General features: G+C 73.1%; 19 protein-coding genes. 9 read left to right on the top strand and 10 right to left on the bottom strand.

All coding sequences use genetic code 11. The features are described 5' to 3' along the window. Positions 1 to 21: 21 nt before the first annotated feature. Both ACZ4TV_RS12095 and ACZ4TV_RS12090 read right to left on the bottom strand, forming a co-directional pair. Positions 22 to 1,248: an MFS transporter gene (locus ACZ4TV_RS12095; protein ID WP_468133734.1), complete on the bottom strand. Its 1,227-nt coding sequence runs from the start codon at positions 1,246 to 1,248 to the stop codon at positions 22 to 24. Then, on the bottom strand, positions 1,245 to 2,609 hold the full coding sequence (locus ACZ4TV_RS12090; RefSeq protein ID WP_468133451.1) for an FAD-dependent oxidoreductase: 1,365 nt from the start codon (positions 2,607 to 2,609) through the stop codon (positions 1,245 to 1,247). The genes ACZ4TV_RS12095 and ACZ4TV_RS12090 overlap by 4 nt, the downstream gene beginning before the upstream one ends. Before the next feature lie 142 nt (positions 2,610 to 2,751). On the opposite strand from ACZ4TV_RS12090, the gene ACZ4TV_RS12085 reads away from it, so the two are divergent. Beyond that, on the top strand, positions 2,752 to 3,126 hold the full coding sequence (locus ACZ4TV_RS12085; RefSeq protein WP_468133449.1) for an ArsR/SmtB family transcription factor: 375 nt from the start codon (positions 2,752 to 2,754) through the stop codon (positions 3,124 to 3,126). Continuing rightward, positions 3,123 to 3,620, top strand: a complete 498-nt coding sequence (locus ACZ4TV_RS12080) for a GNAT family N-acetyltransferase (protein ID WP_468133447.1) — start codon at positions 3,123 to 3,125, stop codon at positions 3,618 to 3,620. Before ACZ4TV_RS12085 ends, ACZ4TV_RS12080 begins: the two co-directional genes overlap by 4 nt. A gap of 64 nt (positions 3,621 to 3,684) precedes the next feature. Here the strand turns inward: ACZ4TV_RS12080 and ACZ4TV_RS12075 are convergent, their stop codons facing one another. Continuing rightward, the gene (locus ACZ4TV_RS12075) at positions 3,685 to 4,632 is read right to left on the bottom strand and encodes an NmrA/HSCARG family protein (RefSeq protein ID WP_468133445.1); all 948 of its coding nucleotides are present in this window, start codon (positions 4,630 to 4,632) and stop codon (positions 3,685 to 3,687) included. A gap of 199 nt (positions 4,633 to 4,831) precedes the next feature. Beyond that, a complete protein-coding gene (locus tag ACZ4TV_RS12070; protein ID WP_468133443.1) occupies positions 4,832 to 5,299 on the bottom strand; it encodes a universal stress protein in 468 nt (155 codons plus the stop codon). A gap of 320 nt (positions 5,300 to 5,619) precedes the next feature. On the opposite strand from ACZ4TV_RS12070, the gene ACZ4TV_RS12065 reads away from it, so the two are divergent. Continuing rightward, on the top strand, positions 5,620 to 7,146 hold the full coding sequence (locus ACZ4TV_RS12065; RefSeq protein ID WP_468133441.1) for a SulP family inorganic anion transporter: 1,527 nt from the start codon (positions 5,620 to 5,622) through the stop codon (positions 7,144 to 7,146). Positions 7,147 to 7,254: 108 nt separating this feature from the next. Here ACZ4TV_RS12065 and ACZ4TV_RS12060 read toward each other — a convergent pair whose 3' ends face one another. Beyond that, entirely contained in the window at positions 7,255 to 8,298 is a 1,044-nt protein-coding gene (locus ACZ4TV_RS12060) for a M4 family metallopeptidase (protein ID WP_468133439.1), read from the bottom strand. A 132-nt stretch (positions 8,299 to 8,430) separates the two neighbouring features. On the opposite strand from ACZ4TV_RS12060, the gene ACZ4TV_RS12055 reads away from it, so the two are divergent. From ACZ4TV_RS12055 to ACZ4TV_RS12040, 4 genes are read left to right on the top strand one after another with little or no spacing between them, the layout of a single operon-like run. Continuing rightward, positions 8,431 to 9,219 (top strand): RNA polymerase sigma factor, encoded by a 789-nt coding sequence (locus ACZ4TV_RS12055; RefSeq protein ID WP_468133437.1) that lies wholly within the window; start codon positions 8,431 to 8,433, stop codon positions 9,217 to 9,219. Continuing rightward, on the top strand, positions 9,216 to 10,088 hold the full coding sequence (locus ACZ4TV_RS12050; protein WP_468133435.1) for a hypothetical protein: 873 nt from the start codon (positions 9,216 to 9,218) through the stop codon (positions 10,086 to 10,088). Before ACZ4TV_RS12055 ends, ACZ4TV_RS12050 begins: the two co-directional genes overlap by 4 nt. Positions 10,089 to 10,114: 26 nt before the next feature. Beyond that, a complete protein-coding gene (locus tag ACZ4TV_RS12045; protein ID WP_468133433.1) occupies positions 10,115 to 10,663 on the top strand; it encodes a hypothetical protein in 549 nt (182 codons plus the stop codon). A gap of 37 nt (positions 10,664 to 10,700) precedes the next feature. Further along, on the top strand, positions 10,701 to 12,923 hold the full coding sequence (locus ACZ4TV_RS12040; protein WP_468133431.1) for a bifunctional polysaccharide deacetylase/glycosyltransferase family 2 protein: 2,223 nt from the start codon (positions 10,701 to 10,703) through the stop codon (positions 12,921 to 12,923). A 3-nt stretch (positions 12,924 to 12,926) separates the two neighbouring features. On the opposite strand, the gene ACZ4TV_RS12035 is transcribed toward ACZ4TV_RS12040, so the two are convergent. Together ACZ4TV_RS12035 and ACZ4TV_RS12030 are read right to left on the bottom strand one after the other, a co-directional pair. Next, positions 12,927 to 13,205 (bottom strand): hypothetical protein, encoded by a 279-nt coding sequence (locus tag ACZ4TV_RS12035; protein ID WP_468133429.1) that lies wholly within the window; start codon positions 13,203 to 13,205, stop codon positions 12,927 to 12,929. 89 nt (positions 13,206 to 13,294) lie between these two features. After that, positions 13,295 to 13,507 carry a hypothetical protein gene (locus ACZ4TV_RS12030; RefSeq protein WP_468133427.1) on the bottom strand — a complete coding sequence of 71 codons (213 nt, stop codon included), beginning with the start codon at positions 13,505 to 13,507 and terminating at the stop codon, positions 13,295 to 13,297. Between the two features lie 18 nt (positions 13,508 to 13,525). Here ACZ4TV_RS12030 and ACZ4TV_RS12025 point away from each other — a divergent pair, with 18 nt between their 5' ends. After that, on the top strand, positions 13,526 to 14,191 hold the full coding sequence (locus ACZ4TV_RS12025; RefSeq protein WP_468133425.1) for a TetR/AcrR family transcriptional regulator: 666 nt from the start codon (positions 13,526 to 13,528) through the stop codon (positions 14,189 to 14,191). Positions 14,192 to 14,245: 54 nt separating this feature from the next. On the opposite strand, the gene ACZ4TV_RS12020 is transcribed toward ACZ4TV_RS12025, so the two are convergent. The 3 genes from ACZ4TV_RS12020 to ACZ4TV_RS12010 are packed head-to-tail and all read right to left on the bottom strand — an operon-like array spanning position 14,246 to position 16,329. After that, positions 14,246 to 14,830, bottom strand: coding sequence for an HD domain-containing protein (locus tag ACZ4TV_RS12020; RefSeq protein ID WP_468133423.1), 585 nt, complete (start codon positions 14,828 to 14,830; stop codon positions 14,246 to 14,248). A 6-nt stretch (positions 14,831 to 14,836) separates the two neighbouring features. Next, positions 14,837 to 16,138, bottom strand: coding sequence for a cytosine deaminase (gene codA / locus ACZ4TV_RS12015; protein WP_468133421.1), 1,302 nt, complete (start codon positions 16,136 to 16,138; stop codon positions 14,837 to 14,839). 23 nt (positions 16,139 to 16,161) lie between these two features. Then, positions 16,162 to 16,329: a hypothetical protein gene (locus tag ACZ4TV_RS12010; protein ID WP_468133419.1), complete on the bottom strand. Its 168-nt coding sequence runs from the start codon at positions 16,327 to 16,329 to the stop codon at positions 16,162 to 16,164. 108 nt (positions 16,330 to 16,437) lie between these two features. On the opposite strand from ACZ4TV_RS12010, the gene ACZ4TV_RS12005 reads away from it, so the two are divergent. Then, positions 16,438 to 18,243 (top strand): S9 family peptidase, encoded by a 1,806-nt coding sequence (locus ACZ4TV_RS12005; protein WP_468133417.1) that lies wholly within the window; start codon positions 16,438 to 16,440, stop codon positions 18,241 to 18,243. Positions 18,244 to 18,266 lie beyond the last annotated feature (23 nt).

Below are 18,266 nucleotides of genomic sequence, written 5' to 3'. Positions count from 1 at the left end.
GGATCAGGCCCTTCCTGCGTTTCACGGAGCTGATGTCGTGTCATTCCGGGCCCGGAGGGCGAGGCAGGCGGCGGCTGTGGAGAGCAGTGCGAGCAGGGCGAAGAGGTGGGGGTGGCCGCCGAGGGGGGTCGCCAGGGCGGTGCCGGCCCAGGGGGCTAGGGCGGCGGCGATGTGGGACGGGGCGCCGAGGAGGCCGGAGAGGCGGCCGTAGTGGGTGGTGCCCCAGCGGTCGGTGACGGCGGTGGCCTGGAGGAGGGTGAGGTTGCCGCGGACGACTCCGGCCAGGACCGCGAGGGCGACCAGCAGCGGCAGGGGACCGGGGATGAGGGCGAGTGCTGCCGTGGTGGCGCCGCCCAGGGCGATGAGGGTGACCGTGCGGGCGGTGACCGTGGTGCGCGCGGCCAGGCTCGCGTAGAGGGTGCGGCCGAGGGTCTGGCCCGCGCCGCTGAGTCCCAGGGCCCAGGCGGCTGTTGTGGTGTCGGCGCCGCGCTCGGTGAGGAGCGGGATCAGGCCGATGACGACGGCGTACATGGCGAAGCTGGACAGGGTGAAGGCCGCTGCCAGGATGACGAAGGGGCGGGTCCTGGCCACCGGGGTGTGGTCGGTGGCGGGCGGGGCCGGGGGCGCCGGGGGCCAGGGGCCCCGCAGGGCCAGCGCGTGGGCCGGGATGGTGACCGCGGCCAGGATGAGGGCGAGGACGGCATAGGTCTGCCGCCAGCTGAGGTGTTCCGCGAGGGTGGCGGTGAGCGGGGCGAAGACCGTGGAGGCCAGGCCGCCCGCCAGGGTGACGATGGTCAGCGCCCGGACCCGGTCGGGGCCCCACCAGCGGGTGACGGCCGCGAAGGCGGGCGGATAGAAGGTGGCCGCCATGGCGATTCCGGCCAGGATCCAGCCGAGGAAGAAGACGGTCAGGTGGGGAGCGGCCGCGATGGTGAGGACCGCGAGCACGCCGATGACGGATCCGGCGGTCATCACCGATCGGGGACCGCGGCGGTCGAGCACGCGGCCGACGGGGATGCCCACCAGGGCGGAGACGAGCAGGGCGAGGGAGAACGCGCCGGTGGTCGCGTGGGGGGACCAGCCGGTATCGGCCGTCAGGTGCGGGAGGAGGACGGGGAAGGCGTAGTAGACGATGCCCCAGCTGGTGATCTGGGTGGCGCACAGGGCCGGGAGCGCGGCGCGTGGCCGTGGCCGGGCTCCCGTCCCGGTCAGGGCCGCGCCGGCCTGGGTGGAGGGCACGGTGGTCAGCAGCCGCCGGAGGAGGCGGGGGCGCCGATGGTGAGGGTGGCCGGGGCGGCGCAGCAGCCCCCGCCGGTGTTCTCCGCGGCTGACGGCTCGTCGAACAGGCCCGCCCCGCCGCAGACTCCGGTCTCCGGGAGGGTGAGTTCGACGCGCTCGGCGGCCTCCCGGTCGCCGGCGAGGGTGGCGGCGATGGAACGGACCTGCTCGTAGCCGGTCATGGCCAGGAAGGTCGGGGCGCGGCCGTAGGACTTCATGCCGACGAGGTAGACGTCCTTCTCGGGGTGGGAGAGCTCGCCCGCGCCGTGGGGGTAGACGGTGCCGCAGGAGTGCTGGTTGGGGTCGATCAGCGGGGCCAGCTCGACGGGGGCCTGGAGCCGCTCGTCGAGGGCGAGTCGCAGCTCGCCGAGGAAGGTGAGGTCGGGGCGGAAGCCGGTGAGGACGATGACCTCGTCGACCGGGTCGAGGCGGCGTCCGTCGTCACCGACGAGGATCAGGCGGCCGTCCTCGGCCTTCTCGACGGCGTCGGTGCGGAAGCCGGTGACGGCGTCGGCGTGGCCGCCGTCGACCGCCGCCTTCGCCGCGAGGCCGAGGGCGCCGCGGGCGGGAAGCTGGTCGGCTTCGCCACCGCCGAAGGTGGAGCCGGAGATGCCGCGGCGCAGGATCCAGGTGGCATGGGTGCCGGCGCCGTCCTCGGACGTGGCGAGGTCGGCGAGGTAGGCCAGCGCGGTGAAGGCGGAGGCGCCGGAGCCGATGACGGCGGTGCGCTTGCCGGCGTACCGGGCGCGGTCGGCGGGGACCTTCAGGTCCGGAACGCGGTAGGCGATCCGGTCGGCGGCGCTCCTCTCGCCGAGGGCGGCGAGTCCACTGCCTCCGGCCGGGCCGGGAGTGGACCAGGTGCCCGAGGCGTCGATGACGGCGCGGGCCAGGACGCGCTGCTCGGACCCCCGGCTGGTCTCGTACTGCACGACGAAGGGCCGGGTCTCGCGGTCCGCGTCGACGATGCGGTCACGGCCGGTGCGCGAGACGCCGGTGACCTTCGCGTCGTAGCGGACCCGCTCGCCGAGGACGTCGGCGAGCGGCTGGAGGTAGAGCTCGGCCCAGTCCCCGCCGGAGGGGTAGCCGGCGGCCTCGGGCTTCACCCAGCCGGTCGGGGCCAGGAGCTTCTCGGCGGCCGGGTCGACGACCTCGCCCCACGGGGAGAACAGGCGTACGTGGGCCCACTCGCGGGTGGCGGCGCCCGCCCGGGCGCCGGCTTCCAGGACCAGGGGCTCGAGGCCGCGCTCGACGAGGTGGGCGGCGGCGGCCAGGCCCACCGGCCCGGCCCCGATGACCACGACGGGCAGGTGGTCGTTGGCGGTGGCGTTCACGGCGATCCCCTTTGTTTCGACGTCTGTCGATGTGTCTGCGAGGCCATCAGGATGGCAGCTGATTCGACAGGCGTCAATATGGATGCCTATCGAATTGGCCGCCGGAGGCTGCCGCTGGTTCGACGCATGTCAACATAGATGCATGTCGAACACCAAGGTGCTGCCCCTGCTGGAGCCGGAAGCCGTCGTGGAGCTGTGCTGCCCGCCGCTGACCGAGCGCGCGCTGAGCGCCGAGGAGGCCGAGCGGACGTCCAAGATGTTCAAGGCCCTCGGCGACCCCGTCCGCCTGAGGCTGTTCTCCTCGGTCGCCTCGCACGCCGGCGGTGAGGCGTGCGTGTGCGACATCTCCGACGTGGGCGTCTCCCAGCCGACCGTCTCCCACCACTTGAAGAAGCTCAAGGAGGCGGGGCTGCTGTCCTCCGAGCGGCGCGGCACCTGGGTCTACTACCGTGTCGAGCCGGCCGTACTGGCGGCCATGGGCCAGCTGCTGACCACGGCCGCCGGACGGGGAGCATGACCTCCCTGCTGGTCACCGCGCTGCTGCCCGCACACGCGGACGAGGTGCTGGCGATCTACCAGGCCGGGATCGACGAAGGCAACGCCACCTTCGAGACCGCCGCGCCCGCGTGGGAAGCCTTCGACGCCGCGAAACTGCCCGCGCACCGGTTCGTCGCCGTGGGCGCCGAGGGCGAAGTCCTGGGCTGGGTTGCCGCGAGCGGAGTCTCGGACCGCTGCGCGTACGCGGGCGTCGTGGAACATTCCGTGTACGTCCACCCAGGCGCCCGGGGGCGCGGCGTCGCGCGCGCCCTGCTGGACGCGCTGATCGCCTCCACGGAGGGAGCCGGGATCTGGACGGTCCAGTCGGGCGTCTTTCCCGAGAACACCGCCAGCCTCGCGCTCCACCAGCGAGCGGGCTTCCGGGTCATCGGTACCCGCCGGCGCATCGGCCGCCTCCACGGGGTGTGGCGGGACGTGGTGCTGCTGGAGCGCCGCAGTCCCGTGATCGGCTGACCCCCCGCACAGCGGTTTCGGAGCCGGCGACCGGAGTGCACCGGCCCGCGCCCTGGCGCAGCCCTCAGCTCCAGTGGAACTTGTCCCGGTGCGCGGCCAGCCAGGTCGAGAAGTCCTGGAGGGCCGGGTTGAGGGCGCGCACGGCGTCGAGGTCGCGGGCAGCGGTGAAGCGGGCCTCGCAGTCGGCGTAGAACTGGAACATGTTGCCGACCTCGTCGGCGGCGGGGAAGCCGAGGCCGCGGAACGCGTCCGGCGTCAGGGGCCGGTAGCGCACGGGCTGTCCGAGGGATTCGGACAGGGCCGCGGCCATGTCCGCGACGCGCAGGTGTTCGCCCGCGATGCTGACGGTGGCGGGGATGAAGTCGGTGCCCCGCTTGAGGATGGCGTACGCGGTCTTCCCGATGTCCTCGACGCCGATGCCGGCGAGCCTGCTGTCACCCATGGGGAAGTTCAGCTCGAAGGTGCCGTCCTCGCCGCGCCGCGGGGCGTTCGCGCCGTACAGGTTCTCCCAGAAGAAGGTCGTGCGCAGGAAGGTCGTCGGTACGCCGTCGTCGATGAAGTACTGGTCGGCTTCGGCCTTGCCGTCGAAGTGCGGGACCTTGTACGAGCCCTGGAGCGTGGGCATCCGGTCGTCGTCGAGCGGAATGCACTCGCGGGTGTCCTCCAGGGTGGACCAGATGGCGTGCTGCACACCCACGTGCCCGGCCGCCCGGGCCAGGGCCGCGGCCTGGGCCTTCTCGTGCGCCTCGTCCATGTCCTCCCAGAAGTTGGTCACCAGGAACGCCCCGTACGAGCCCTCGAGCGCCGCGACCAGGCTCTCCTCGTCGTCCAGATCGGCCCGGACCACCTCGGCCCCGAGCCGTTCCAGCTCCTTGGCCCGGTCCGAGTCCGGCCGGCGGGTCACCGCGCGGACCACGAAGCCGCTGTCCGGGTCCGCGAGGACGGCTCGTACGAATGAGCCTCCCTGGCGGCCCGTCGCGCCGAACACGGTGACGGTTCGCTGCTCGGTCATCGCCGGCACCCACTTCCTGTTTCCTGCGGAACGCTCCGTGCCCGGCCAGGCACCTCCCGCTGCGAAACCTACGGCCACAGGGCGGACCGCGACCGGCGGTACACGCCGGGCGCGCCCGGATGGACGTACCGCGCAGCCTCAGAACCGACCGACCAACTGACCAACCGACCGACCAACCCGCCAACCGACCGACCGGCCGTCACGCCGGCGGACTGGTGTCGCCCTCGTCCGTCTGCGGCCGGACGATGACGACCGGGCAGGACGCGTGCGTCGCGCACTGCTGGCTGACCGAGCCCAGCAGGAGGCTGGCGAAGCCGCCCCGGCCCCTGCTGCCCACGACCAGCAGCTCGGCGCCGACCGATGCCCCGATCAGCACCTTGGCCGCGCTGCCCCGGATCAGGTGCTGTTTCATGGACACGTCTCCCACCTGGACGAGCACCTTCTGGAGCTCGTCGTCCAGAGCCTGTCTGGCGTGCGCTTCGTCAAACTCCGCGTCCACCGCCGGCGCGGACCAGCCCACCGCTCCGGAGACGTCGTAGGCCGCCACCGCGTCCACCGTCGCCCCGATCAGGCGGGCGTGCCGCACTGCCCATCGCAGTGCCTCGTACGAGGCGGGCGAACCGTCGACGCCCACCACCACGTGAGGGGTCGGACCACTGGTGTCCATGACCGCGTCCCTCCTTCCTCAGCCTTCACCCTGCTCGCCCGGTGCCATGAGACGGACGAGGTGCTGTTCGCCTACCCCCGTCGGGGGGCCGTAGCCCCCCGGGGCGGACGCGAGCGGGCGCCGCCGTGAGCGACGTCTCCGGTAAAATGGCGGTGCCGCAGCGTCGGCGCACGGCCACACCTCGTACGGGACGAAGGGGCCGTGGTTCCACATCCCGCCACTCCGACTTCGCACGACCAGGTCAAGGGCCTGACCCGCCTCGCGGATCAGGCCCTTCCCGCGTCCGGAATCGCCCGAGCCCGAGCCCGAGGTCCGTATCCGTGTCCGCGTCTTCGCCTTCCTCCCCCGCGCCCTCCTCCGCGCGGCTGCCCGGCTTCCGGCGGCCGGCGCGGCCGGCCTGGTTCTCGCCCAAGGTCCTGCGGACCGAGGTCCTCGCCGGTCTCGTCGTCGCGCTCGCCCTGATACCCGAGGCGATCTCGTTCTCGATCATCGCCGGAGTGGATCCGGCGATCGGACTGTTCGCCTCGTTCACGATGGCCCTGGTGATCTCCGTCGTCGGCGGCCGTCCGGCGATGATCTCCGCCGCGACCGGCGCCGTGGCCCTCGTGATCGCTCCGCTGAACCGCGAGCACGGGCTCGGCCATCTGATCGCCGCGGTGATCCTGGCCGGCGTCTTCCAGATCGTGCTCGGCGCGCTCGGCGTGGCGAAGCTGATGCGGTTCATCCCGCGCTCGGTGATGGTCGGCTTCGTCAACTCCCTCGCCATCCTGGTCTTCATGGCCCAGGTACCCGAGATGCTGGGTGTCCCCTGGGCCGTCTACCCGCTGATGGCGGCCGGGCTGGCGCTGATGGTGTTCTTCCCGAAGGTCACCAAGACGGTCCCGGCCCCGCTGGTGTCCATCGTCATCCTCACCGTGATGACGGTGGCCGCGGGCATCGCGGTCCCGACCGTCGGGGACAAGGGCGCGCTGCCGTCCGCGCTGCCGGTGCCCGGCCTGCCGGACGTGCCGTTCACCCTGGCCACGCTGACCACCATCGCCCCGTACGCACTGGCCATGGCGCTCGTCGGGCTGATGGAGTCGCTGATGACGGCGAAGCTGGTCGACGAGATCACCGACACGCGGTCCTCCAAGACGCGGGAGTCCATCGGCCAGGGCATCGCCAACATCGTCACCGGCTTCTTCGGCGGCATGGGCGGCTGCGCGATGATCGGCCAGACGATGATCAACGTGAAGGTGTCCGGCGCCCGGACGCGGCTCTCGACGTTCCTCGCCGGCGTGTTCCTGATGGTGCTGTGCATCGCGTTCGGGCCGGTCGTCTCCGACATCCCGATGGCCGCCCTCGTCGCCGTCATGGTCATGGTCTGCTTCGCGACCTTCGACTGGCACTCCATCGCGCCGAAGACCCTGAGGCGGATGCCCACCGGCGAAATCGCCGTCATGGTGGTGACCGTCGTCTGCGTCGTCGTCAGCCACAACCTCGCCGTGGGCGTCGTCGTGGGCTCCATCACCGCGATGGTCATCTTCGCCAAGCGGGTCGCGCGGCTGGCGAACGTCACCTCCGTGCTCGATCCGGACGGCGGCCAGGTGGTCTACTGCGTGACCGGCGAGCTGTTCTTCGCATCCTCCAACGACCTGGTCGGTCAGTTCGACTACGCCGGCGACCCCGACAAGGTCGTCATCGACCTCTCCGCCGCCCACATCTGGGACGCGTCCTCCGTCGCGGCGCTCGACGCCATCGAGCACCGGTACGCCAAACGCGGCAAGAGCGTGGAGATCACCGGCCTGAACGGACCCAGCGCCCGCCTGCACGGGACGCTCAGCGGCGAGCTCACCGGCGGGAGCTGAGGGCGCGTACGGAAGGCGCGTACGGAAGGCGTACGGAGGGACCGGCCAGCAACGGGCCCGACCCACAGCGGGCCCGACCCGCGGCGCGGACCGGGCCCTGGCCGCGGGTCAGACGCCCGGGATCTGGCGGGCCTTGAACGCGGCACGCACGGCGCCTGCGGCGTCCTTGCCGTACATGCGCTCAGCGGTCGCGATCGTCGTCAGTGCCGCGGCCTCGAAGCTCGTGTCGGGCGCGAAGCCGAACTGAGCGTTCACGATGATCCGGTCGGCGGTCCGGGATCCCAGGGCGCCCCGGATGTCGAAGAGGGCACGGGACCAGATCTCCCCGTCCGCGTGGACCTCGCCGACCTTGTCCGCGTAGACCTTGGTCCCGTCGACCCGGCGCAGGCAGTGCGGGGCGGCGCTGTAGGAGATCGAGTCCCAGTCGGCGACGCACGCCAGATCCGCCTTCAGCGGCCAGCCGTAGGCGGCCGCCGCGTGGGCCCCCACCTCGACGGCCAGGTAGTCGCCGAAGGCCTCGCCTATCGCTCCGGCCTCCGGGGAGGTGCCGAAGCCGGGGACCTGGGCGTGGTGCACCGCGTGACCGTACTCGTGGAGGATCACCTCGGCGTCCTCGGCGTCGTCGACGCTTCCCTTGCCGAAGCGGATCTCGGCCTTCTTGTCGGTGAAGAAGGAGTTGTCGGCGCCGAATTGGTTGATGCGGACCGGCTGGACCCGGTCGTTGGCCCCGGGAAGTTCGCTGCCGAAGCCCAGGCCCTGCAGGTACTCCTGCGCCTCGTTGACCCAGAAGTAGGCCATGACCTGCTCGAACTGGTCGTCGGAACGGTCGTACCGGGCGGCGTCCGCGACCGTCGCGGCGGCGCCGGTTTCCGATCTGACGTACGCCCACTTCCCGGACAGGCCCCCGCTGGTGTCCAGATTGCGCAGCGCGGCGGTGGTGTAGGCGGAGGCGGGCACGGCGTCGGCCGCGTCCTTGGCGTCGGTGAGCGACTGATCGCCCGAGGACTGCACGGGGTTGACCATGAAGACGCTGCCCCGGGGCAGGGCCGCGGCGGGCGCCGGCCCGGACGCCGAGGCCGGTCCGGCCAGGGTGAACAGGGCCACGGCGGCGGTGGCCGCCGCGGTCAGACCGCGAGGTGAACGACGGGGCATGAACATCCTCCTGTGATGGATGTGATGTGCCAAAAATTCTTGGGCGGGCGCGGTGCGGACGCGATCCTTGCTCAACCGGGCGGACTTTGGCCAGGCCTTGTACCGCGTATCTGTTCGGGGAAGTGCCGCATCATGTCCCGCGTGCACAGTGCGGAGGAATTCGGTGAGGCCGACAGCGGAGCAGGAAAGCCGGGAGCACCGCGGTACCCGGCGGACCTGCGGGACATGTCCGGCGAGGTCAGAGCGGCACAGCAGGGGGACGAGGGGGCATTTCGGGCGCTGTTCCGGGCGGTGCAGCCGGGGCTTCTGCGCTATCTGACCGTGCTGGTCGGTGAGGAGGCCGAGGACGTCGCGTCCGAGACGTGGCTGCAGATCGCCCGTGATCTGGGGTCCTTCAAGGGGGACTTCGACGGATTCCGCGGCTGGGTGTCGACGATCGGCCGCAACCGGGCGATGGACCTGCTGCGCCGTCGGCGCCGACGTCCGATGTCCGGCCTGCCGGTCGAGTACCTGCTCGACCGGCAGGCGCCCGAGGACACGGAGGGAGCCGCGCTGGCCACGGTCGCCGCCGCCGAGGCGCTCGCCCTGATCGCCGCCCTGCCCCGCGATCAGGCGGAGGCCGTGCTCCTACGGGTGGTCATGGACCTCGACGCGGACAGCGCGGCCCGGGTGCTCGGCAAGCGGCCCGGCGCGGTACGGATGGCGGCGCACCGCGGCCTGCGCAAGCTCGCCAAGCTGCTCGAACAGCACGGGGCGAACGCGCCGGAAGGCGAGGCGGAAGACGATGCGGGAGGCGGTGCGCGCGGCACGGGCGGCGATGGCGGCGGCACGGACCGAGCGGGCGGGCCGAAGCGGCGCGGAAGAAGTTTCGCGCGAGGAGTGACACAGGCCGCGGCTTCGACGCTGAAGGACACGAGATGAGCACCAACCGATCCCGCCGGATCGATCACGGGATCGATCACGACACCGCCGAGCAGCTGCTCGGTGGCGCCCGCGCCGGCACCGTACCCGGACACGACGCCCTCCAGGCACTGCTCGCTGCCGTATCCGCTCCCGCGGCCGACAGCGAACTCTCCGGCGAAGAGGAAGCCGTGGCCATGTTCCGGGCGGCTCGTCTCACCTCTGCTCACGCCCACGTCCCCGGCTCCGTCCCCACGTCCCGAAGGCGGTCCGCGCTCAGGCCGGCGCTGCTCCTCGGCGCGAAGGTCGCGGCCGCCACCCTGGCCGCGGCTCTCGGCGGTGTCGCCGTCGCCGCCGGAACGGGCCATCTGCCCGCCGCACTGGGCGGCGGGCCCGCGAGCAACGGCCCCGTCCCCTCCGCCGCGGCCCCGGCCACGACACCGGGCGGGAAACCGGGGGAAGTGCCCCCCGGCACGCTCGCCCATTCGCCGACGGCGGTTCCGGCCGCTCTGGCCGAGCTCTGCCACGCCTACGCCGACGCCGAGGGCGGCGGCCCACCGCCCGCCGAGGTGCTGGCCGAGCGCCGTTTCACCCCCCTGGTCGCAGCGGCGGGTGGGCAGGCCGCCGTACCGGGCTACTGCGGACCGGTCCTGGCCGGCCGGGGCGAAGGGCGCGGCGCGGCGCCGACCGCGCGGCCGACGGACGGCCCGCCCGGCGCCACTCCCGCGCAGCCCGGCAGGCGGGACGCGAGCAAACGGCCCGACAGCCCGGGAGCCACCCGCGACGCGGGCGCCGAGAACGGCCGCCCGACCGGCCCCCCGACGGGCCCTGCGCACACCGTCCCGTCCCCGCCCCGCAATGACGCCCCGACCGGTCGCCCCACAGGGTGACCCCATAGCCAGAGGCTGCCCCACCGATGCAACGACCACCGGGTTACGCCGACGACGACACGCTGCCGCTTCCCCGCATCCACGCGGCCTCCCCGCGCGCGGCGGAAGCGGGGCCCGGGCACGCCCCCGTGCCCAGCCCGGTCTTCGTGGACTCCTCGGGCCGACGCCAGCGCCGGGTCCGCCGCACGGGGTGGCTGCTGGCCGTGCCCGCCGCCGCCTACGTCGTCCTGCTGATCAGCTCGCTGTTCGGCGGGCCCACGGTCGAGTCCCCCTTCCTGCCCTCCCCGCGCACTCCGGACGCCGCCCCGAGCCGGCCACCCGCCGTCGAGGCCGGCCCCGCGGCTTCCCGTTCACCGAGCCGCGCCCCGAACCCCACCGGCGGCGTTCCCCGGGCCTCGTCCGGCCCCGCCCCCCGGGCCACGACCGGGCCGGCCGGCGGACCGGCTCCCGCCCCGACCACCGACACCACCGCCGCCACCGCCGGGCCCGCCCCCACGCAGGCCACCGGCTCGAACGGCCGCGGCAAGCCGACGTCCGCGCCCGGCCAGGGCGGCAAACCCACCACTCACCCGTGACCCGCCCGGATCACCACAGGCAGGAAGCCCTCCCCCCTTGTCGAAGAACCGGCGCCGCCTCCCCCGCGGCCGGCACAGCACCGTACGCAACGTCCCGCTGCGCACCCACTGGCTGCTGCTGACCGTGCTCGTCGTCACGCTCTCGGCCGCACTGCTGCTCCAGGGCTACGCCAAGCACATGTTCGACGCCACCGCCGACGGCGAGGCACCCCGTAGGACCGGTTCGTCGGCGGCCGTGCCCGCGCAGATCCGGTCCGGCGGCCCGGTCGTCGAAGGAGCCGCCGGGCGGACGGCCGGTCCCGCGCCCCGCACGATCGCCCTGACCTTCGACGACGGACCCGACCCCGTCTGGACCCCGAAGATCCTGGACGTCCTGCGCCGCCACCAGGTGCACGCGACCTTCTTCACCGTCGGCGCCCAGGTGTCCGCCCATCCCGAACTGGCCCGGCGGATCGTCGCGGACGGCCACCAGATCGGCGTCCACACCTTCACCCACACCGACCTCGCCACCGCCTCCGCCTGGCGGCGCTCCCTGGAGCTGCGCGAGAGCCAGCTCGTCATCGCGGGCGCCACCGGACTCACCACACCGCTGCTGCGCCCGCCCTACTCGTCGACCAACAAGGCCCTGGACGACGCCGATTGGGCCACGGTCCTCCAGGCAGGCCAGGAGGGCTATCTCACGGTCCTCACCACGCAGGACAGCGAGGACTGGCGGCGCCCGGGCGTCGCCGAGATCGTCGCCGACTCCACCCCCAAGGGCACCGACGGTCAGGTCCTGCTCATGCACGACGCGGGCGGCGACCGCTCGCAGACCGTCGCGGCCCTGGAGCAGCTCGTCCCGAACCTCAAGGCCGCGGGCTTCCGCTTCGCCACGGTCAGCGACGCGGTCGGCCTGCCCACACCCGTACGTCCGGCCACGACCGTCGACCGGTGGCAGGGAATCGCCCTCATCAACGCGCTGCGCGCCAGTGACTGGGTCCTCGAAGCCCTCTCCTGGCTGCTGTGGGCGGCCGGCGCGATCAGCGTGCTGCGCGCCGTGGCGGTGTTCGTCGCCGCCCGCCGCCACGTGCGGACGCGCCGCGGGCCCTGGGGCCGTACGGTCACCGAACCGGTCAGCATCATCGTCCCCGCCTACAACGAGAGCGCCGGCATCGAAGCCGCCGTCCGCTCCCTGCTGGCATCGGACCATCCGGTGGAGGTCATCGTGGTCGACGACGGCTCCACCGACGGCACCGCCGACATCGTCGAGGCCCTGCGGCTGCCGGGCGTACGCGTCATCCGCCAGCAGAACGCCGGGAAACCCGCCGCGCTCAACACCGGCATCGCCGCCGCGTCGTTCGACCTGCTCGTCATGGTCGACGGCGACACCGTCTTCGAGCCGGACGCCGTACGGATGATCGTCCAGCCCTTCGCCAATCGGCGCGTCGGCGCCGTCTCGGGCAACGCCAAGGTCGTCAACCGCGGCGGCCTGCTCGGCCGCTGGCAGCACATCGAGTACGTGGTCGGCTTCAACCTGGACCGGCGCCTCTTCGACCTCGCCGAATGCATGCCCACCGTGCCGGGCGCGGTCGGCGCGTTCCGGCGCGAGGCCCTGCTGCGCGTCGGAGGCGTCAGCGACACGACGCTCGCCGAGGACACAGACCTCACGATGTCGCTGTGCCGCGACGGCTGGCGCGTCGTCTACGAGGAACGAGCCGTCGCCTGGACCGAGGCCCCCGCCTCGCTCGGCGCCCTGTGGAAGCAGCGCTACCGCTGGTGCTACGGCACCCTCCAGGCGATGTGGAAGCACCGCGGCGCCCTCGCGCAGCGGGGCCAGGCCGGAAAACTCGGCCGCCGCGGACTGGTCTACCTGCTCATGTTCCAGGTCCTGCTGCCGCTGCTCGCCCCCGTCGTGGACATCATCGCCGTGTTCGGCCTGGTCTTCCTCGATCCGGTCCGCATGCTCGGCCTGTGGTGCGCCTTCCTGCTCCTGCAGGTGCTGATGGGCCTCTACGCGTTCCACCTCGACGGGGAACGGCCCGGCGCGCTGTGGAGCCTGCCGCTCCAGCAGTTCGTCTACCGCCAGCTGATGTACCTGGTCGTCATCCAGTCCGTGTTCACCGCCATCGCCGGATCGCGCCTGCGCTGGCAGCGCATGGAGCGGTACGGAAGCCTCCAGGTCCCGGTCCCGGCCGCCGCGCCCGCATTCGTACCCGCGCCCGTACCCGTCCAGCCCCGGCCGCAAGAGGTCCACGACGTCGCGTCGTGGCCGCCGCGCTGATCGTCAGTAGGGGCGCGGTGACATGACGTGCGGCTCGACGGCCGGAGCCTCGAAGAGGCAGCGGGGCATCCCCGGGCCGGGCGTCGCGCGCACCGACACCGGCATCGGGGGATCCGTCGGAAGCTCCACGTGGACGGTCACGGGGTGGTCGCCCCGCGTCGTCGCGTAGCCCGTCTCCTTGCCGTCGACCAGTACCTCCACGACGGGGTGGTGGCCGCTCTGGACCGTGGCACTGATCGAGTGCCCGGCGTGGTCGATGTGGAAGTGATGGCGCCGCCTCATGAGATCGCCTCTCGCCGAACCCCCACGACCAGCGTAGCCACCCGGCCGGGGTGTCCGTGCTCCGTCTCGTCCCACGACACGCGGGCACGCTAGCCGACGCGGTAGCGGAGGTGCGTGACCTCCGGGGTGGCGACCGTACGGTCCGGGGTGAGCCGCAGGGCGGGGTCGACCCCGTCGAGGAGGCGGATGCCGGAGCCGAGGAGGATCGGGGCGAGGACCGAGCTCGACCCACTTGGGTCGTCGCGGACCTGGAGGGCGCCGCCGAACGCCGTAGGCTGTACCTGTAAGTAGACGCTGTCCACATCTGAGAGTGGAAACGAATGTCCCCGACGACACCGGGCACCGAGCCGCCGGCGAAGCGCAGCACGTACCGGCACGGCAACCTCCGCAACGCCCTCCGCGACGCGGCGCTGGAGCTGGCCCGCGAGGGCGGGCCCGACGCCGTCTCGCTGCGCGAGGTCACCCGGCGCGCCGGGGTCTCACCCAACGCCGCCTACCGGCACTTCGCCGACCGGGGGGCGCTCGTCCACGAGGTCTCCCAGGCGGCCATGGCCCAGGTGGCGCTCACGATGGAGGCCGAGATCGCCCGGGCGGTCCCCGCGGACACCCGCGCCGGGGACCGGGCGGGGCAGGCCCGCGCCCGGTTCCGTGCCGTCGGGACGGGCTACATCCGCTTCGCCGTGACCGAGCCGGGGCTCTTCCGCACCGCGTTCCACGTCCCGGCCGACATGGCCTACGCCACGGACACCACCGCGGCCGGGGCGGGCGGGCTGACCCCGTTCGAGCTGCTGGGCGCCGCCCTGGACGACCTCGTGCAGACGGGCCTGCTCCCCGCCGAACGCCGCCCGGGCGCGGAATTCCTGGCCTGGTCAGCGGTGCACGGGCTGGCCGTCCTGATGATCGACGGCCCCCTGCGCGGCATCACCGAGGCCCAGGCCCACGACGCGGGCCAGGACCTGATCGGCATGATCGAACGCGGCCTCTGAGGGCCTGACCCAGGACGACCAGGGGTCAGGAGGGGAGCCACCGACTCCGGAGTGTCACGCATCCAGGGGATTCGCCGCGATGCGGGTGGCCGCGCCGCCCGCTACGTAGCCGGCCGCCGCGCAGTCGGGCTTGCGCTTCGCCTGGTCCTCGACCAGGGCGAGGAAGGAGGCGCCGAAGTCGCCCCGCGGGTACGCGGCGAGGAGGTCGGCCGTGAAGGACGGGTCGAACTCGGTGACGCGCAGGCCCGAGACGTCGGCGCTGGTGCCGACCTGCAGGAGGTGGCTCTCCACGTCCTCGGCCGCGCTCACGTCGTCCCGCATGTGCAGGACGATCACCTCCGCGGCGCGCGCCCTGCGGGCCGCCGGCCAGCCCAGGCCCGCCGTCAGCACGCGTGCGACATGGCCGCCCGCCTCCTCGAAGGGGAGGGTGTGGCTGTCGAACGGGGCGGTCAGACCCAGGTCGTGCAGCACGGCCGACACGTAGAAGAGCTCCGCGTCGTACTCCAGGCCGTGCTGTCGCGCGTACGCGGCCCCGAAGGCGTACGAGCGGACGGAGTGGGCCAGCAGGTCGGCGTCCGCGTACTCCGACGCGATCTCCAGGGCGGCCCGGGCTGAGTTGGTGTCGAGCGTCCACGTCATGGAGCGTCAGCGTAGGCGGCGGCTGAAGTCGACCTCGGACGGGGGTTCCCCCGGCCAGTACAGCCGGGTCGGGGCGGGCGGAGTCTCGGCCAGGACGGTCCCGCGCGAGACGACGTACCGGGGCCGGACCTGGCGGCGCAGCGCCTCCTCGGGCGTGGGGGCCGGCAGCAGGACGAAGGAGGCGGGGGCGCCCTCCGCGATGCCGTACTCCGCGTCCGACAGGCCCAGGACCCGCGCCGCACGGTCCGTCACCATCGAGAAGGCGGTGCGGATTTCCTCGGCGCCGGTCAACTGGGCGGCGTACAGGCCGACGAGGGCGGTCTGGAGCGGATCGGCGGTGCCCAGCGCGTTCCAGGGGTCCATCACGTCGTCGTGGCCGAAGGCCACGTTGACCCCGGCCGCCAGCATCTCCTTGACCTGGGTGAGGCCGCGCCGCTTGGGGTAGGCGTCGAAGCGGCCCTGGAGGTTGAGGTTGGCGAAGGGGTTGGCGACCAGGTTGATGCCGGAACGGGCCAGCAGGCGCTGGAGTTTGAAGCTGTACGCGCCGTTGTAGGAGCCCATCGCGGTCGTGTGGGAGGCCGTGGCGCGCTCCCGCAGGCCCGAGCGCAGGGCCAGGGTGGCCAGCACCTCCACGAAACGGGACTGCTCGTCGTCGATCTCGTCGCAGTGCGCGTCCACCGGCAGGCCGTGCTCCTCGGCCAGCGCGAAGGCCGTCCTCAAGGAGGCCACTCCGTCCTCGCGGGTGTCCTCGAAGTGCGGGATCGCGCCGACGACGTCCGCCCCGCGGGCGACCGCCTCGCGCAGCAGCGCCTCACCGTCCGGGAAGGAGACGACGCCCTCCTGCGGGAAGGCCACGATCTGCAGGGTCATGACGTCCCGTACCCGGTCGCGCACTTCGAGCAGCGCGTCGAGCGCGGTGAGGGCCGGATCGGTGATGTCGCAGTGGGTCCGCACGTGCAGCACCCCCTGGGCCGCCTGCCAGCGCAGCACCTCGCCCGCCCGCTCGATCACGTCCTCGCGGGTCAGCGTCCGCTTGCGCTCGCTCCAGCAGGCGATGCCCTCCCAGAGGGTGCCGGAGGCGTTGGGGCGCGGCTCACCGGCGGTCAGCGCCGTGTCGAGGTGGATGTGCGGCTCGACGAAAGGGGCGCTGAGCAGGCCGCCGTGGGCCTCGATGAGCAGGCCCGTGGCCGGCGGTTCCTTCTGGTCGTCGTACGGGAGGACCCGCGCGATGCGGCCGTCCTCCCCCACCTCGATGTCGGACAGGCCGGAGGTGTGGAGCAGCCGGGCGCCCCGGACGATCATCCGCATGGCGCCAGCCTAGGGCCACAGCACTAGCCGCGCTTGGCCTGGGACTTCTGCTGCATGCCGCGCGTCTTCGCCGCCGCGGACTGTACGTCCCTGGAGGCGGCCTTGGCGCGGGCCTCGGCGGCCGTGTTCTTCGCCATCGCGCGCTCGGAGTCCTGGTGGATGTGGTGGCCGGTGCGAGCCTTCTTGGCCATGATCACTCCTCCTCGGAGGACGGGACGGCCGTACGCGTCCACTGTGCGCCCGCTCCGAGCGGTCGGCATCCCGGGAACCGGGCAGGCGGGAACCGCGAGAATGGGGCCATGACCAGCGACAGCGAGATCACCCCCGAGATGCCCGACTGGGAGAAGCGGTTCCGGGCGCCGCGCGTCGGGCTGCCCGACTGGGCCGAGGACGCCCCGGACCGTTCGCTCTTCGTCTCCAACGCGACCGGAACCTTCGAGATCTACGCCTGGGACCGCGCCACCGGCGTGCAGCGGCAGGCCACGAACCGTCCCAACGGCACCACCGACGCCGCCCTCTCCCCCGACGGCGAGTGGATCTGGTGGTTCTCCGACACCGACGGCGACGAGTTCGGCACCTGGGTGCGCCAGCGCTTCGCGGGCGGCCCCGACGAACCGGCCACCCCCGGCCTGGAGCCCTCGTACCCCGCCGGGCTGGCCATCGGCCGCGACGGGACCGCGGTCGTCGGGCGCTCCACCGACGAGGACGGAACGACGGTCCACGTGGTCCGGCCGGACGGCTCCGCGCCCACCGTCATCTACCGGCACCGGGAGTCGGCCGGCGTCGGCGACCTCTCCCGCGACGGGACGCTCGTCGCCATCGAGCACACCGAGCACGGTGACGCGATGCACTCCGCGCTGCGCGTCCTGACCCTCGACGGGACCACCGTCGCCGAGCTGGACGACTCCCGGGGCGGAGCCGAGGAGCTCGGTCTGGAGGTCCTCGGCTTCGCGCCCGTCGCGGGCGACACCCGGCTGCTCGTCGGCCACCAGCGGCGCGGCCGGTGGGAGCCGATGGTGTGGGACGTGGCCACCGGCGAACAGCGGGACCTCGCGATCGACCTGCCGGGTGATGTCAGCGCCGAGTGGTACCCCGACGGCTCCGCGCTCCTGGTCGCGCACAGCTTCGAGGCCCGCAGCGAGCTGTGGCGCTACGACCTGGCCGCGCGGGAGCTCGTACACGTGGACACGCCCCCGGGGACGGTGTCGGGGGCCACCGCGCGCCCCGACGGGACGGTGGAGTACCTGTGGTCCTCGGCCGCCGAGCCCTCGACGGTACGGTCCACCGCGGGCGGGAGCGTCCTGGACCCGCCGGGCTTCCGCCCGCCCGGCTCGCTGCCGGTGGAGGACGTGTGGGTGGAGGGCCCGGGCGGGCGGATCCACGCGCTCGCGCAGCGTCCGGTCGGCCACGGCCACGGCCCCTTCCCGACGATCTTCGAGATCCACGGCGGGCCGACCTGGCACGACAGCGACGCCTTCGCGGCGACCCCGGCGGCCTGGCTGGACCACGGTTTCGCGGTCGTGCGGGTCAACTACCGGGGCTCGACCGGCTACGGCCGCGCGTGGACGGACGCCCTCAAGCACCGGGTCGGCCTGATCGAGCTGGAGGACATCGCGGCGGTCCGGGAGTGGGCGGTCTCCTCCGGCCTCGCGGACCCGGCGCGCCTCGTCCTGTCGGGCGGCTCCTGGGGCGGGTACCTGACGCTGCTGGGGCTGGGCACGCAGCCGGACGCCTGGGTCGTGGGCCTGGCCGCCGTACCGGTCGCGGACTACGTGACGGCGTACCACGACGAGATGGAGGCGCTGAAGTCCCTGGACCGCACCCTCTTCGGCGGCACGCCGGAAGAGGTCCCCGACCGCTTCGAGGCCTCCTCGCCGCTGACGTACGTGGACGCCGTGAAGGCCCCCGTGCACATCGCGGCGGGCGTCAACGACCCGCGCTGCCCGATCCGGCAGATCGACAACTACGTGGACCGGCTCGCGGCGCGCGGGGCCGTGCACGAGGTGTACCGGTACGACGCCGGACACGGCTCGCTGGTGGTGGAGGAGCGGATCAAGCAGGTCCGGATGGAACTGGAATTCGCGCTGAAGCACCTGCCCGTCTGACCCGGCGGGGCTGGGGGGCGAAG

Source organism: Streptomyces sp. NPDC028910 (assembly GCF_055564955.1).
Note: the sequence above shows the minus strand (reverse complement) of the source record. Positions and strands in the feature narration are given on the sequence as shown.

Excerpts from the sequence above, each read along its gene's own strand:
- ACZ4TV_RS12025 (WP_468133425.1), top strand. The coding sequence starts at position 13,526 with ATGTCCCCGACGACACCGGGCACCGAGCCGCCGGCGAAGCGCAGCACG.
- ACZ4TV_RS12070 (WP_468133443.1), bottom strand. The coding sequence starts at position 5,299 with ATGGACACCAGTGGTCCGACCCCTCACGTGGTGGTGGGCGTCGACGGT.
- ACZ4TV_RS12020 (WP_468133423.1), bottom strand. The coding sequence starts at position 14,830 with ATGACGTGGACGCTCGACACCAACTCAGCCCGGGCCGCCCTGGAGATC.
- ACZ4TV_RS12060 (WP_468133439.1), bottom strand. The coding sequence starts at position 8,298 with ATGCCCCGTCGTTCACCTCGCGGTCTGACCGCGGCGGCCACCGCCGCC.
- ACZ4TV_RS12035 (WP_468133429.1), bottom strand. The coding sequence starts at position 13,205 with ATGAGGCGGCGCCATCACTTCCACATCGACCACGCCGGGCACTCGATC.
- ACZ4TV_RS12045 (WP_468133433.1), top strand. The coding sequence starts at position 10,115 with ATGCAACGACCACCGGGTTACGCCGACGACGACACGCTGCCGCTTCCC.
- ACZ4TV_RS12055 (WP_468133437.1), top strand. The coding sequence starts at position 8,431 with ATGTCCCGCGTGCACAGTGCGGAGGAATTCGGTGAGGCCGACAGCGGA.
- ACZ4TV_RS12085 (WP_468133449.1), top strand. The coding sequence starts at position 2,752 with ATGTCGAACACCAAGGTGCTGCCCCTGCTGGAGCCGGAAGCCGTCGTG.
- ACZ4TV_RS12080 (WP_468133447.1), top strand. The coding sequence starts at position 3,123 with ATGACCTCCCTGCTGGTCACCGCGCTGCTGCCCGCACACGCGGACGAG.
- ACZ4TV_RS12075 (WP_468133445.1), bottom strand. The coding sequence starts at position 4,632 with ATGACCGAGCAGCGAACCGTCACCGTGTTCGGCGCGACGGGCCGCCAG.
- ACZ4TV_RS12050 (WP_468133435.1), top strand. The coding sequence starts at position 9,216 with ATGAGCACCAACCGATCCCGCCGGATCGATCACGGGATCGATCACGAC.
- codA (WP_468133421.1), bottom strand. The coding sequence starts at position 16,138 with ATGCGGATGATCGTCCGGGGCGCCCGGCTGCTCCACACCTCCGGCCTG.
- ACZ4TV_RS12010 (WP_468133419.1), bottom strand. The coding sequence starts at position 16,329 with ATGGCCAAGAAGGCTCGCACCGGCCACCACATCCACCAGGACTCCGAG.
- ACZ4TV_RS12005 (WP_468133417.1), top strand. The coding sequence starts at position 16,438 with ATGACCAGCGACAGCGAGATCACCCCCGAGATGCCCGACTGGGAGAAG.